We start from the raw sequence: 12,267 nt of genomic DNA, 5'->3' as shown, positions 1-12,267 counted from the left end.
GTGACGGCGACGCGGGGAGCGACGGCGAGGTGGGGATGAGGGAGCTCCGGGACATCGTGGCGGCCTACGAGGCGCTCGCGCAGGCTGGCGAGGAGGTCGTGCTGGCGACGGTGGTGCAGACGCGGGGGTCGACGTACCGGAAGGCGGGCGCCCGGATGCTGATGAGCAGCGAGGGGTGGCTGGCGGGCGCGATCAGCGGGGGCTGCGTCGAGGGGGATCTGCTGCGGAAGGCGTGGTTCCACACGACGCAGGAGCGGGCGGCGGTGGTGACGTACGACGGGGCGCGCGAGGCGGAGGGAGACGAGGACGAGGCAGAGGATGGGGAGAACTCGCTGGAGAGGCCGGTGCGCTGGGGGTTCGGGCTGGGGTGCGATGGGAGCATCGATGTGCTGCTGGAGCGGGTGCGGGTCGGGGATCGGTGTCACCCGATCACGGCGCTGGGGCAGGTGATCCGGGCGCGACGGCGCGCGGTGCTGTCGACGGTGGTACGCGCGCCGGAGGGACCGGGAGAGCCGGAGGGACCGGGAAGGCCGGAGGGACTGGAGAGATCAGCCGCTTCGGAGGGGGCTGGTGAGCGGGTGCGCGTGGGGCAGCGGGTGGTGCTCGTGGAGGGGGCGTGTGCGGTGACGGACGTGGGCGGAGCGCTCGCGGCGGTGCTGACGGCGGAGGCCGAGGCGTTGCTGGCGAGTGCGGACACGGCGCGGTCGGTGCCGGGGGTGCATCTGGTCGAAGGCGGGATGGTGGAGGTGGTGCACGAGGTGCTGCTGCCGCCGCGGCGGCTGGTCGTCTTCGGGAGCAACCACGATGCGTTGCCGGTGGCGCGGATGGCGCACGATCTCGGCTGGGAGGTGGCGGTGGTGGAGCGGCGGTCCACGCTGTCGTCGGTGAGCCGCGCGCTCTCGCAGGTGGCGCGGGTGGTGGTGGGGCGCGCGCCGGAGGTGGTCGCGCAGCTCGGGCTGTGCGCGCGGACGTCGGTGGTGGTGATGACCCACAACGTCGAGGAGGACCGCGCCATCCTGCAAGGGCTGCGGGGGAGCGCGGTGGGGTACGTGGGCATGCTCGGGCCGCGGCGGCGGACGGCGCGCATCCTGACCGAGCTGGCCGCGGGGGGGACACCGGTCGACGAGGGGCTGCGGGCGCGGTTGCACGGTCCCGTGGGGCTCGACCTGGGGGCGAGCGCGCCGGAAGAGATCGCGCTGGCCATCCTGGCGGAAGTCCACGCGGTAGCCACGGGGCGGTCGGCGCGGCCGCTCTGCGAGGAGGGGGCTGTGGCGCCAGTGGGGTCGGGGGAGATGGGGGCAGTGCTCCCGCTGCGGCGCGCGGTGGGGATGTGAGCGAGCGCGGTGGGGATGGGAAAGAGCGCGGTGGGGCCGTGCGCGAGCGCGTGAGTGCGCAAGGGGGGCTCATGAGCGAGGCCGAGGAGCGCCTGCGGGAGGGACCGCTTCTGCACACGGCGGTGGTGGTGCTCGCGGCGGGTGGGTCGAAGCGCTTGGGGACGCCGAAGCAGCTCGCGCAGATCGGTGGGGTGACGCTGCTCGGGCGGACGCTTTCGCAGGTGATGCGGCTCGGGGAGCCGCGGGTGTTCGTGGTGCTGGGGGGCGGGGAGGCAAGCACACGGGAGGCGATGGCGCGTGAGGTGGAGGCGGCTGGGGGCGGGGCCGAGGTCGTCTGGAACGAGCGTGCGGCGGAGGGGTTGAGCACGTCGCTGCGGTGTGGGCTCGACGCGGCGCGGGCAGTCGACCCTCGGCTGTGGGCGGTGCTGTTCACGCTCTGCGATCAGCCGGGGATGGATGGCGCGTTGCTCGAGCGCTTGCTCGACGCGGTGGTGAGCGGGCCGGCGTCGATCGCGGCGTCGTCGTACGCAGGGGTGCTCGGCGTGCCGGCGGTGTTCACGCGGGCGGTGTTCGGTGAGCTGGAGGCGCTGACCGGCGATCAGGGGGCGCGCGAGGTGGTGCGTCGAGATCCTGCGCGGGTGCGGGCGGTGGTGTTCGAGGAGGGAGCGCAGGATATCGACACGCACGACGAGCTCGACAGAGCGACGCGGGCGTTTCTGTCGTGATGGAAGGTCGAGGGGCTTGCGTGACGTGGCTTGCGTGGTTGTGCACGGTTTCGTGCTCCTGACGGGCAGATCGGTACACATTCGCTAATACGGCAGCAGCACGTCGTTCACGGCGCGCTACCAGAATGGCTGACGAGCGATGCTGCACCCTCTGGCCGGAGCCTCGACGTGAGCCGCCCCGCGCGAAAGCCCCGCGGTGGCAGAGCGCCGCGCTGCAAGGACGACCTGAGGTTCTACCTGGTCGTGCTCGCTGCGGCGCTCGCGGTGCTGCACGCGGCAGATCTGGGGGTAGGGGTGCTCTTCGACGGTCAGGCGGTGAGGGCGGTGCTGCTCTCTTCTGCAGCCGTGCAACGGTCGATCTTCGTGGTCGCGCTGGCGACGGGGCTCTTGCTCACCTCGGAGCGACTCCGTGGTCGGCGCGCGCGGCGCGCGCCGAAGGGGGTGCGGCGGGTGGGTGCGTGGGAAGTGGGTGAGCGGCTCGGCGAGGGGGGGATGGGGGAGGTGTACGAGGCGCGTCACTGCACGCTGCCGCGCACGGCCGCGCTCAAGGTGATCAAGGAGGCGCACCTGGACGCGGCTGGGCTGTCGCGGTTCCAGCGAGAGGCGGAGATCCTGAGCGAGCTGTCGCACCCGAACACGGTGACGCTCTACGACCAGGGTCGCGCCGAGGATGGCACCTGGTACTACGCGATGGAGCGGGTGGAAGGGATGGATCTCGAGGCGCTGATGCGCCGGGAGGGGACGCTGCCTGCGGGGCGCGTGCTGTACCTCCTGCGGCAGATCGCGGCGTCGCTGGCCGAGGCGCACCGCAAAGGAATCCTCCACCGCGACATCAAGCCCTCGAACGTGATGGTGTGCTGCCGCGAGGGCGCGCCGGATTTCGTGAAGGTGCTCGACTTCGGTCTGGCGCGGCGGTTCGGAACGGAGGGGGTGCGCGGGGAGCGGACGAGCTTGATCGCGGGGACGCCGCAGCTCATGGCGCCCGAGGCGGTGTACGACAGCGGCGCGCTGGGGCCAGCGACGGACATCTACGGGGTGGGGGCGTTGGGTTACTTTCTGCTGACGGGCTCGTTTCCGTTCGATGGAGACAGCTGGGCGAAGATCGCCAGCGCGCACCTGCTCTCGCCGCCATTGCCGCCGTCGCTGCGCACGGCGAACGAGGTGCCGCGCGCGCTGGAGGATGTGCTGATGCGCTGCCTGGCGAAGCTGCCGGGGGAGCGACCCGCGGATGGGCAAGCGCTGCTGGAGGCGCTGGAGGCGCTGGAGGGGTGCGCGGAGATCGCGCGCTGGTCCGAGACGGAGGCGCGGCAGTGGTGGCGTGAGCTGGCCGCGCGGGGGGAGGCGCGCCGAGCGGTGGCTCCCCGCGAGGAGGCGGCGGGCGGTGAAGAGACGGTGGTCGCGTCGGGTCGGGGTGGGCTCATGACGACACTGGACGGTCCAGTGGTGGCTGGGCTCGTGTCTCCGAGCGTGCTGGCGACGTCGCCGACGTGGCCGGCAGAGAAGGTGCGTGAGGTCGAGGTGGTGGGCGACGCGGAAGCGTGCAGAGGGGCCGGAGGCGTGGCGGTGGGGGAAGAGGACGGGGTGGTGTCGCTCGCGTTCCGGCTGACGCGCAGGAAGATGCCACGCCGGCTCGCGGTGGGGTGAGCGCCGCGTCCCACGACGGGGCGACCGATGCCGAGCCAGCTCGCGGTGAGGAGAGCGCCGCGCTCTACGAGGCGGCGGGGGAAGCGTTGCTCTCCTGCGGGGTTTTGCGGGAGCTGGGAGGAGGGGCGGGGAGGCGCACGCTGGCGCGGGTGCCTTTTCCGAGCTCGCTGTCGAGGGCGATGGTGCCGTGGTGGGCCTCGACGATGCGGCGGGCGAGGGCGAGGCCGAGGCCGAGGCCGCCGGTGGCGCGGGTGCGGCTGCGGTCGGTGCGGAAGAAGGGGCGGAAGATCTTGGGCATGTCCTCGGCGGCAATGCCGATGCCCTGATCGCAGACCTCGATGAGGATCTCGGCGGCAGCGCGGGTGGCGCGGAGGGTGATGGGGGCGTCGGGTCGGGTCGTGTACTTGTGGGCGTTCTCGAGGAGGTTGTCGATGACCCGGCGCAAGAGGACGGGATCGCCGTCGACGAAGCCGAGTTCGGGGGCGAGTTCGACGAGGAGGGGTCGGTCGCGGTGGGCGGAGCGGAAGCGGGTGGCCGCGCGCTCCAGGAGGTCGCCGACCTCGAGGCGTTCGTGGCGGAGAGGAGGGATGCCACTGGCGCCGCTGTCGTGAGCCAGGTCGAGGCGGGCCGCGGTGAGGACGTCGCTGATGAGGCGCTCGAGCTCGGCGAGGTCTTCGGTGATCTCGCCGAGGGACTGGCGCGCGACCTTGGCGTCGCCTTCGGAGGCGAGGTCGAGGGCGACGCGGATGCGGGCGAGGGGGGTGCGCAGCTCGTGGGAGACGTTGGCGAGCAGCTCGCGCTCGGCACGGAGCAAGGCGGTGAGGCGGTCGGCCATCTCGTCGAAGGCGGCGGCGACCTCACCGATCTCGTCGGTGCGGGCGAGGCCGACGCGGGCTTCGAGCTGGCCGGCGCCGAGGGCGCGCACGGCCTGGGAGAGACGAGCGAGGGGGCGCGCGAGGGAGCGGGCGGTGAGCAGGGAGGCGACGCCGACGACGACGAGGACGAGGGCGATGATCAGTGCGATGTGGTGCGCGGGGGGAGGGGGCGCGCCAGGGAAGAGGGGGGTGTAGACGACCTGGCCGCGGCGGCCGTCCGGGAGGCGGACGAGGAAGCGAAACTCAGGGCCGCGTGGGACGTCGGGAGAGGCGCCAGGCGGTCGGGGGCCGAGAGGCCATGCGCGACCACCCAGGGGCGGTGGTGGGAAGCCGACGCCATGCGGGGGGGCGCCAGGCGGTGGTCCGCCGGGAGGGAGAGCGTCATGCAGGGGGGCGCCGGGCGGGAGGGCGCCTGGTGGGAGGGTGCCGGGGGGCAGGGCGCGATGAGGACCGGAGTGGGGGAGGGCGGAGGTGGCGCCCGCGGGGGGCGCGTCGAACGGGGGGGCGGGCGTCTCGGTGAGGTCGAGGAGTGGGCCCGGGGAGACAGCGCTGCGTCCCGGGATGAGCCTGGTGAGGGGCGTGCCGGTCTCGTCGTAGAGCGCGATGTCGGCGTGGAGGGTGTCGCGGATGCGAGCGACTTCGCTTTCGAGTGTGGCTTCGTCGCTGGCTCTGGCGGCGAGGCTCTCGGCAGCGAAATGCGCCTCCCTGCGGCGTTCGGGGGGGCGAGGCTGGGGGGCGAGCTGCCGGACGAGGAGGATGAAGCCCAGGATCACCGCGCCGAACTGAGCGAGGCCGGCGAGGTAGATCCGGAGGGCGAGGCGGGAGCGGACGCGGCGTGGGGCCGTGTTGCCCATGGTCAGATCCGTTCTTCGGCGAGCATGTAGCCGATGCCGCGGATCGTCTTCAGGAGGCGCGGGTTGCGCGAGTCGTCACCGAGCTTCTGGCGGAGGTGAGAGATGTGGACGTCGATGGAGCGGTCGAAGGCTTCCTCGGCGTTGCCACGGACCAGCTCCATGAGCTGCTCGCGGGTGAGTACGCGACCAGGGCGCTCGGCAAAGACGTGGAGGAGGCTGAACTCGTACGTGGTCAGGTTCAGGTCCTTGTCGTCGAGCGCGGCGTGTCGCGCTGCGGCGTCGATGGTCAGTCGACCGACGCGGATCTGGGTGGTGGCGGGTCCGGCCTTGCCACGAGCGCGTCGGACCTGCGCGCGGATGCGGGCGAGGAGCTCGCGCGAGGAGAACGGTTTGGCGAGGTAGTCGTCGGCGCCGCCTTCGAGGCCGAGGACGCGGTCGGCCTCTTCGCCGCGGGCGGTCACCATGATGATGGGGGTGTCGAGGCGGGCGCGGAGCTGCCGGCAGGCCTCGATGCCGTCGGTGCCTGGCAGCATGAGGTCGAGGAGGATGAGGTCGGGTCGCTCCCGGCTGATCTTGGCGATGCCGTCGCGCGCGTCCTGGGCGAGGGTGACGCGCACGCCGTGCGACTCCAGGTAGCGCGCGGTGAGGCTCGCGAGTCGTTCGTCGTCCTCGATGTAGACGATGGTGATCGGCTCGCTCTCCTGAGGCGAGGACATGCGGGCGATCCTAGCGCAGCGCCCCGATGCGTGACGGGCGCTAACAGACGCTAACAAGCCCCGGGTGGCGGCCTGGGCTGTGGTCTTCGTCAGCGCCTTTCCGAGCAGAAGGCGCGATGAATCGACGGGGAGTCTGGACGAACGGGAGAGCGGATGGTCGACCGCGGCGAGCCAGAGAGTGTGTGCTCGACGGCAACGAACGGGGAGAGCGTGCTCGACGGCCGATGGCCCCGACAGACGACGAGTGCCGCGTCCTCCCGAGCGGATCACAAGGTGGTGGGATCTCGACGCGCTTTGCTCGGCGGGGCGGCGAGGGGACGTGCCCTCGCCCTGTGCATCACAGCTCGATGATGATGATCGAGCGGTCGTGGTAGGAGGCGACGGCGGCCTTGCGGCCATCCTTGGAGACGGCGACGGCGCAAGCGCCGCGGCCGGTGGGGATGGAGGCCACGACCTTGGGCGGGTCGCCGGAGATGATGTCCACGCCGCTGCCGGTGGGCGGTCGCTCCTCGCCGCCGAGCGCGACGAAGAGGGTCTTGCGGTCGGGTGAGGTGACGCCGCCGCAGGGGACACCGCGCAGGGGCAAGGTGCCGATGACGGACTTGCTGGTCGCCAGATCGAGGACGCTCGCGGTGCGCGCGTCGGCGTTCAGGGTGATGCCGTAGCGGTCGTCATCGAGCAGGAAGGCACGGGTGGGGCCGCCGCTCACGGTGAGCTGGTGCGACTGGGTGACGCCGGTGACGGACATGTAGAACGCGGTGTTCGACATGCGGTCGGGGAAGAGCAGGGAGCCGCCGTCCATGCTGACCGCGCCAGCGCGAGGGTCGCGACCCGCCGGGATGCTGCGCCGCGTGGCGCCGAACGGGGTCTCTTCGGGGTCGAAGAGGTCGAGCCAGGCGCCTGCGGGGCGGTTGCCGTGCATGAGGCCACCGAGCGCGCCGATGTGGGTGCGACCGTTGGCCTGGACGACGTAGAGCTGGCCGCTGCCGTGCGGCAGGGTGATGTTGGCGACGCGCGCGCCGGTCGGGAGTTCGAAGCGGGTGACGCGCTTCGACTTGCCCGAGGTGGCGACGACGCTCTTGCCGTCGGGCAGGGCGACGATGTCGTCGGGGTTCCGGCCCACCTCGAGGAGGACGGGGTCGCGATCCCAGGCGGTGGTGTCCATCACGGGGATGCGGGCGGCGTCCTCGTGTCGGAGGACGGCGACGTAGCGATCGAAGAGGACGCGGATGTGATCGCCCTGCGCAGGGACCGAGGCCTTGTGAAGCAGGTCGCCGTTCTTGAGCTTGTACTCGCGCAAGGAGGCGTCGTCGCCGCTCACGTAGACGGACGCGCCCGAGGGGTTGAAGGCGACGTCGAGGGGGTGGAAGTCGCCGACCCGGAACTCGCGGACGACCTTCCAGCGCTCGTCGACCTTCACGGCGAGGGGGAGGGAGGGCTCGGCCTGATCGGCTTCGTCAGGGCCGATGGAGCCTGGCCGCGGTGCGGTTGGAGGCGCCGAACCCTCGGGCTGCAGCACGGTCAGGGGCGGTGCTTCGCCGACGCTGGACTCGTTCTTGCCGAGCAGCGCGAGGGTCGCCGCGACCACGGTGGCGAGCACGGTGACGGTGACGCGACCCGTGCGTCGGGGGGTGGGGCTCGTGCTGGGTTGCTGTCCTCCGAGCCATGCCTTGCAAGCGCGGCACTTGCGAGCGCCCTCGATGATGGGCGCCTTGCAGCTGGGGCAAGGGATACGAGGGTCGGAGACCGGGCCGGGCTGCGCGGTGGCGCTTCCGGACATGCTCTGGTTGTCGCTCACCGGATCACCCATGCGACCTTGGACCGTTCGGAGAGTGCGATCACCGCGCGGCCGTCGGGAGAGAAGCGGACGCGGGTCGGTTCGGCACTCAGCGGGACGGTGGAGACCGCGTACGTCCTGAGATCGATGAGGGCGAGGGAGCCCGCCCCTTCGCTGTTCACCGCGATGACGGCCTGCGCGTTGTCGGGAGAGACCGCGACGTCGGTGGCGCGGCCGTGCAGGTCGATGTTCTGGAGGATGGAGAGCTGGGTGAGGTCGAGGATCTGGATCGCTCGGCCTTCGTTGCAGCGGATGATGGCGCGCCGCTCGCTCCGGATGAGCTCGAGGTGCTCGGGCTCTCGGCAGGTGGCGATGCGGTCGGCTTCCTGGCGGACGGCGCCCGAGGGCTGCCAGCGCAAGGGGGCGAGGGCGTTCGCGGCGCGCAAGGCGACGAGGCTGAGGTCTCCGTCAGGGGTCATCAGCACGCTCACCGGGTTGCCGAGGAGCGAGGCGCGCACGCGATCTTGATCCCACCCGAGGCGGCCGGGATCGAAGGCGTATGCCGCGCCGCCGACGGCTTCGCGCCCTCCGGGGGGCGTGTTCTGGATGGTGATGGTGATGGCGCGGGAGCCGCTGTCGTCGACGGCGAGCGGTCCCACGGTGTCGTCGCCGAACTGAATGCGGTCGATCTCGGCGTGGTACTCGGTGGCGAGGATGGCCACCGCGTGGAGGTGGGGCAACGAGGCGAGAACGCGGCGACCCGTGGAGCCGACCAGGAGGTCGCCGACGAGCGATCCCATCTCGATGGTCTTCAGGACCCTGGGCGAGGCGGCATGCAGCACGTAGATGCGCTGCGGCGAGGTGGCGTAGACCATGTCGCCGACCTGGTAGAGGCGGCGCGAGTGGAACGCTTCGCTGATGAGGCTGAGCACCTCGCCGGTGCGGGCGCTGCGGATCTGGGTGCCCGTGAGCAATGCGACGGCGAAACGCTCGTCGTCGAGCAAGAGGGTGTCGGAGGCGTCCTTGGGGAGCGAGAACGGTCCGGAGATGGAGGGGACGGCCGTGAGATGACCGATGTCGTTGGGGCGCTGCCACACGCACCGCCCGAGCTGGCAGGCTTCGCCGCCCCAGCAGGGGGAGGGGCAGGTGGTGGGGACAGGGGCGTGGGCCGTGGTTGCCCTGTTGGGGGCGAAGCGGTGCGGCGCGAGGTAGCGCAAGAGCACGCCGGCGAAGATGAGGGTGGCGACGGCGCCCAGGGTGACGAGCGGGCGCCAGTGCATCGTGAGCCAGCTGGCGTCCGGCGGGTCGTCGGCGATGGAGGGCCTGCCCGCGGACGAGTTCGGTAGGCCTCGTGGCTCTCCGCACTCGGGGCACGGATCGGCGCCGTGCGGGATGGGCTCGAGGCACGTCGGGCAACGCGCGTGCTCACGTGCGAAGAACGAGGAGAGGCGGGTGGAGGTGGTCAAAGCGTTGGCTCCGGGCGCTCTCCGCGGCTCGCGAGGCGAAAAGGGCGTAACCCGGTGAGGTGCCGGTGTCGAGACCCCAATCCACTCCTGTTTCGAGGGGTGAGGTGTAGAGTTCACCGCGTGCTGAACCGCCACCATCCGATCGTCGCCCTCGCCGGTGCCGTGATCTTCACGAGCGCGCTCGCTGCGTGTGGTGCTTCGTCATCTCAAGGCGAAGCTTCTTTCGTGGATGAGCCCGCGGCATTGCCTGGGCCGTCCGGCGCCGAGCCGCTTCCTGTATCCGCGAGCGAGCCTGAAGATCTGCCGGGCGTGGACACGGCGCATCTCGTTCGTCGTGAGCGCGTCATGTGGTGGAAGCTCGTCTCCGAACTCTACGCGCCGTGCTCCGAGCATGCGGTGTCCATCGCGCAGTGCGTGCGTGAGTCGCGTGCGTGTGGTGCGTGTGTGCCGGCGGCGCAGCTCATCGCGGACAGGTTCAAGCGGGGAGCTTCGAGCAGCGAGGTGCAGGCGGCCTACGCGGCGCGCTTCGGACCCGATGTGCGTCAGGTCGATGCCGGCAGCTCGCCGTCGCGCGGCCCCGAGGGGGCGCCCGTGAAGGTCGTGGTCTGGTCGGATTTCGAATGCCCTTCGTGCCGGCGGGCGATGCCGATCATCGACAGGGCCTTCGAGCGCCACAACGGCGAGGTGCGGCTGATTCACAAGTTCTATCCGCTCCCTGCGCACCTCCACGCGATGCCGGCGGCGCGTGCCGCCTTCGCGGCGCATGCGCAGGGGAAGTACTGGGAGATGGAGCGGCTGCTCTTCGAGAACCAGCAGGCGCTGACGGATGCCGACTTGCTCGGGTACGCCCGCAAGCTGGGGCTCGACATGAAGCGCTTTCAAGCGGACATGGAGAGCGAGGCAGCGATGCAGGCGATCGCTCACGACAAGGAGGCGGCGAACAAGGCGGGGCTGCGAGGGACGCCGCACATCCTCATCAATGGTCGTTACTTCGATTACGGGCTGTTCAACATCGAGGCGGACTTCGGAAGGTGGGTCGACCTCGAGGTGAAGCTCGCTGGCGAGCAGCGGGCGGCTACGTCGGCTTCTCCAGCAGCGCCAGGATCAGCTCCGTGATGCCGGTGGCGACGAGGAGCAAGGCGCCGATGACGAGGGCGAGCACGAAGATCTGATCCTCTCGCCAGCGGGTCTTCGTCCGCACGAGGTCCTTCTCGGGGAGGACGACGAGCTTCATGAAGGCATGGATGGGCAAGCCGCCCGGGCGCTGCGTCGCCGGGGCGGGCGCCGGCTGCGCGAGGCCCATGTTGATGAAGCGGGTCACGCCGGCACGGAGGCGATCGCCCGTGCCTGGAACGGCGCTGCCGATGACCATGGCGCGGATCCACGGCGCGCGTTCATAAGAGTTCGCCCGGAAGAGGATCTCGAAGAGCTGGGCGAGACGCTCCTTGAGGGCGCGGACCTCGGCGAGGTGCTGGAAGGCGCGGGTGCGCTGCTCGGGAGGATCTTCGGAGAGGAGGCGGTGCATGCAGAAGGCCTCGAAGCGCGCGTTCAGGCCTTCGAGCTGCTCGCGGATCCGGGGGACGGCGTCCTGGCTGTCGGTGTCGAACGGGAGCACGAACCCCCAGGGCTCCTCGCGGACGCGTTCGGGGCCCCACTGGAACACCTCGGCGAAGCCCCACAGCGTGTCGTAGCGCGTGAGCACGACGTAGGTGGGCACGTCTTCCTGGAGCGACTTGCCCACCTCGACGAGGTAGCCGCGGATGCGGCCGGCGTATTCCTCGAGCCGGGCGTCGTCGAGATCGACGAACTCGGCGATGTTGAGCACGAGCAGGATGCCGTCGAGGGGCTCCCTCGTGCGGGCTTGCTTGAGGTCCTGGCAGAGGGCGTCGAGCGCCTGGGGGTTCCGCTGAGGGCCGAGCACCGACGCGCCGGGCTCGATGAAGAGCGCCTCGCGCGCGAGCCAGTACGTGCACTGCGCTTGCGGGAAGCCGATGGCGAGCGGTCCCTGGTTCTCCCAGGTGAGGTCCATCCGCTGGACGGCCGTGGAGCGGCCCGAGGCCGGGTCGCCGATGACCAGATACCAGGGGACGGCGTACGGGTCCTTGCCGTGCGTCCGCTCCAGGGCGGCGTAGACGCTGGCGATCTCGTAGACGAAGGGGCCGCTCATCCGGCGACTTTCCTGTAGATCGAGATGATGAGGGCGGTGGCGCCGACCAGGACCAGCAGGAAGGCGAGGCCTCGCCCCACCCAGATGGATCGGTACCAGGCCTCCTTGGTGGCGTGCATGGCCGCCTCGTCGGCACGCACCTTGTGGATCGTGCCGCCCATGCGGTCGCGATCGGGATCAACACGCAGCTTGACGGTGAGATCGCGGCGGAGCTGGGCGACGGCGTACGGGTTCTGACCGGGGAGGCCGAAACGGCCCAGGAAGCCGAGGCCGAGCACGACGGCGTAGCTGGCGATCACGTTCTGGGGGCCTTCGTAGACCCGCGTCAGCCGGTCGTAGACCTCGACGCCTGCGTTGTGGGTGAGCCAGCGTGTGGCCTGGAGCGGGTGCTGCGCCCAGAGCGGGCGCAGGTCCGGCAGCCCCATGGCCAGCTCGTCCAGCAGTGCGGCGATGACGAACATGCCGTCGTCCGCGGCCTGCACGTCGACCTCCTGGGCGACCTTGCTCCCTTTGAGCTCGTCGAGCAGGAAGTTCGCCTGACGCAGGACGTGCTCCGGAGGTGGCCGTCGCGGCGATTGCCGCAACATGCAGATCCAGAGGAGCAGCTCCTCTCCGAAGACGCCGATGGATGTTTCGATCCGCCCTGTGTCCACGCTGAGCGGAGCTTACGTCAGCGCGCCGTCCACCGTCGACAGAGAAGCCGGGGCCG

The 12,267-nt window shown here is 71.0% G+C and carries 10 protein-coding genes; 4 read left to right on the top strand and 6 right to left on the bottom strand.

Annotated elements, in window-relative coordinates; translation table 11 throughout:
• The first annotated feature begins 35 nt into the window (after positions 1-35).
• The 3 genes from CMC5_RS40870 (at position 36) to CMC5_RS40860 (ending at position 3,703) form a co-directional block, all read left to right on the top strand.
• Positions 36-1,334 (top strand): XdhC family protein, encoded by a 1,299-nt coding sequence (locus CMC5_RS40870; protein WP_169796816.1) that lies wholly within the window; start codon positions 36-38, stop codon positions 1,332-1,334.
• 71 nt (positions 1,335-1,405) lie between these two features.
• Complete coding sequence (locus CMC5_RS40865; RefSeq protein ID WP_063796754.1) at positions 1,406-2,059, top strand: nucleotidyltransferase family protein; 654 nt, start codon at positions 1,406-1,408, stop codon at positions 2,057-2,059.
• 168 nt (positions 2,060-2,227) lie between these two features.
• Positions 2,228-3,703 carry a serine/threonine-protein kinase gene (locus tag CMC5_RS40860; protein WP_050435492.1) on the top strand — a complete coding sequence of 492 codons (1,476 nt, stop codon included), beginning with the start codon at positions 2,228-2,230 and terminating at the stop codon, positions 3,701-3,703.
• A gap of 64 nt (positions 3,704-3,767) precedes the next feature.
• Here CMC5_RS40860 and CMC5_RS40855 read toward each other — a convergent pair whose 3' ends face one another.
• The 4 genes from CMC5_RS40855 to CMC5_RS40840 all read right to left on the bottom strand — a co-directional run bounded on the left by CMC5_RS40855 (position 3,768) and on the right by CMC5_RS40840 (position 9,391).
• Positions 3,768-5,432, bottom strand: coding sequence for a HAMP domain-containing sensor histidine kinase (locus CMC5_RS40855; RefSeq protein WP_050435491.1), 1,665 nt, complete (start codon positions 5,430-5,432; stop codon positions 3,768-3,770).
• A 2-nt stretch (positions 5,433-5,434) separates the two neighbouring features.
• The gene (locus CMC5_RS40850; protein WP_050435490.1) at positions 5,435-6,148 is read right to left on the bottom strand and encodes a response regulator transcription factor; all 714 of its coding nucleotides are present in this window, start codon (positions 6,146-6,148) and stop codon (positions 5,435-5,437) included.
• 337 nt (positions 6,149-6,485) lie between these two features.
• Positions 6,486-7,958, bottom strand: coding sequence for a YncE family protein (locus tag CMC5_RS40845; protein ID WP_156339258.1), 1,473 nt, complete (start codon positions 7,956-7,958; stop codon positions 6,486-6,488).
• The gene (locus tag CMC5_RS40840; RefSeq protein WP_050435489.1) at positions 7,943-9,391 is read right to left on the bottom strand and encodes a zinc ribbon domain-containing protein; all 1,449 of its coding nucleotides are present in this window, start codon (positions 9,389-9,391) and stop codon (positions 7,943-7,945) included. The genes CMC5_RS40845 and CMC5_RS40840 overlap by 16 nt, the downstream gene beginning before the upstream one ends.
• 120 nt (positions 9,392-9,511) lie before the next feature.
• Between CMC5_RS40840 and CMC5_RS40835 the strand changes: the two genes are divergently transcribed.
• Complete coding sequence (locus CMC5_RS40835; RefSeq protein WP_050435488.1) at positions 9,512-10,507, top strand: DsbA family protein; 996 nt, start codon at positions 9,512-9,514, stop codon at positions 10,505-10,507.
• Here CMC5_RS40835 and CMC5_RS40830 read toward each other — a convergent pair.
• On the bottom strand, positions 10,467-11,558 hold the full coding sequence (locus CMC5_RS40830; RefSeq protein WP_050435487.1) for a type VI secretion system protein: 1,092 nt from the start codon (positions 11,556-11,558) through the stop codon (positions 10,467-10,469). The two genes, CMC5_RS40835 and CMC5_RS40830, sit on opposite strands and share 41 nt — an antisense overlap.
• Positions 11,555-12,211, bottom strand: coding sequence for a DotU family type IV/VI secretion system protein (locus CMC5_RS40825; RefSeq protein WP_245678170.1), 657 nt, complete (start codon positions 12,209-12,211; stop codon positions 11,555-11,557). The genes CMC5_RS40830 and CMC5_RS40825 overlap by 4 nt, the downstream gene beginning before the upstream one ends.
• Between the last annotated feature and the right edge of the window lie 56 nt (positions 12,212-12,267).

It is taken from the genome of Chondromyces crocatus (genome assembly GCF_001189295.1).
In the GTDB taxonomy this organism is placed as follows: Bacteria; Myxococcota_A; Polyangia; order Polyangiales; family Polyangiaceae; genus Chondromyces; species Chondromyces crocatus.
This window is presented reverse-complemented; position numbering and strand designations above follow the sequence as displayed.